General features: G+C 44.1%; 3 protein-coding genes. All 3 read left to right on the plus strand.

Features of this window, described 5'->3' with window-relative positions; genetic code table 11:
• On the plus strand, positions 1–705 hold a 705-nt coding region (locus tag DDR33_RS25015), incomplete at its 5' end, for a lysozyme (RefSeq protein WP_109418505.1).
• 12 nt (positions 706–717) lie between these two features.
• Entirely contained in the window at positions 718–1,119 is a 402-nt protein-coding gene (locus DDR33_RS27045; protein ID WP_109418506.1) for a lysozyme inhibitor LprI family protein, read from the plus strand.
• Positions 1,120–1,266: 147 nt separating this feature from the next.
• Positions 1,267–1,631 (plus strand): hypothetical protein (locus DDR33_RS25025; RefSeq protein WP_202913849.1); only part of this gene is annotated, 365 nt, incomplete at its 3' end.

Below are 1,631 nucleotides of genomic sequence, written 5' to 3' on the forward strand. Positions count from 1 at the left end.
GGCTCATGGGGTGGGTTCTGGGGCATGGCCCGGACGTTTGAACAGGCGGCTACGCGTTTCAACAATGATCCGATGCGGATCGGTAAACCGGTCGTGTCACGCACGAGCGAGGGATACATCACCATTGGCAAGCTCTATTATGATGCACAGGGGAAACCGACTACGATCGCCGGGATCAGTGGTTTTGCGGTGACGATATTCGTGGGGAATAGTAAGAAGAATAATGTGGGGGCGAATACAGAGGGAATGAACTTAAGTTCTCAGGGATTGCAATTTATTGCTGATCATGAAGGCTTTGGAAACAATGGAATAAACCCATATAATGACGCCTTTGGGTTCGCTACTGCTGGATACGGCCATCTATTGCATAAAAGCGGAGTTACTGCGGCTGACATAGCACAATATAGGGGGATGACTAAAATACAAGGTTTGTCGCTATTGAAAGTGGATGCACAAAGCAGAGTAGCTTCTGTTAATAGCTTAGTAAAGGTTTCACTAACTCAATATCAATTTGATGCAATGGTGAGTTTTACGTTCAATGTGGGAGTTGGAGCCTTTTCTCGCTCTACCCTTTTACGAGAACTTAATGCGAACAATTTTGATGCGATACCAGCTCAATTAGCAAGATGGACAAATGGTGGAGTGTCGGGGCTTGTAGATCGGCGAGCTGATGAGATAAATTTATTTTTGCACGGAAAATACTAAATATCAAATTAAATGTTAAAAGGACTCTTAAAAACACAAAAATCATTTCTAGCGGGTTGTATATTGACATTGTGTGTTAGTAGCAGTGTCTATTCGCAAAATAGAGTAGATTGCGCTAATGCAAAGACACAAAGTGAGATTAATGCCTGTACGCAGATCGAATATCAAAAGGTAGACAAGGAACTAAACACATTGTACAAGAAAATTATCCCTAAACTAAATGAATCACAGAAAGCGACATTGGTTCAGTCCCAAAAAAGGTGGATCGCTTTCAGGGACGATTATAGCAGAATTTACTCGTTAATTTATAAGGGCGGAACAATGGCAACTGCTGCGGTGATAAAATGTAAAACTGAAACAACAAGAGCCAGGATCATCGAATTAAAGCAGTTATTAGATCAGATAGATTTATAGAAGTAAAAAGATGACTGTTTAAGTGTGATATGTTATTACTAAAATAATCTTAACTGGATAATTTTATTGAGTTATGTACGGTGAGAGAAGCCATTGGATCTCGAAAGAGATTTTGAACTGCTCTTCGCATATAGCTAGGTATAAACGGTGGTTCCTGAGGAAATCCTTTACGACCAGCAGGAAGCCGCCATCGGGAACAGCCCTTATTATAACGGGATGATCTCGGCCGTCAAATGGAAGTCCAAAGACCCCCAGGGGGGCAGTCCCAAAGAGCGGAGCTACCGTTTTGAGTACGACAACCTTCAGCGGCTGAAGAACGCCCTGTACCAGGAGCGCCTCTCAGGCGGCAGCTGGGGGAACGCCGGGGCCTATGACGAGAAGAATATCCGTTACGATGAGAACGGCAATATCCTGTCCCTTCAGCGGAATGCGTATATTAGCGGGACGATCACCACGATGGACAACCTGTCATACAGCTATGAAGGCAACCGGCTGAGCAGCCTCAGCGACGG

This window comes from Pararcticibacter amylolyticus (genome assembly GCF_003130405.1).
GTDB classification, from domain to species: domain Bacteria; phylum Bacteroidota; class Bacteroidia; order Sphingobacteriales; family Sphingobacteriaceae; genus Arcticibacter; species Arcticibacter amylolyticus.

Bases quoted from the DNA above. Each gene is read 5' to 3' on its own strand.
- DDR33_RS27045 (WP_109418506.1), top strand. From the start codon at position 718: ATGTTAAAAGGACTCTTAAAAACACAAAAATCATTTCTAGCGGGTTGT.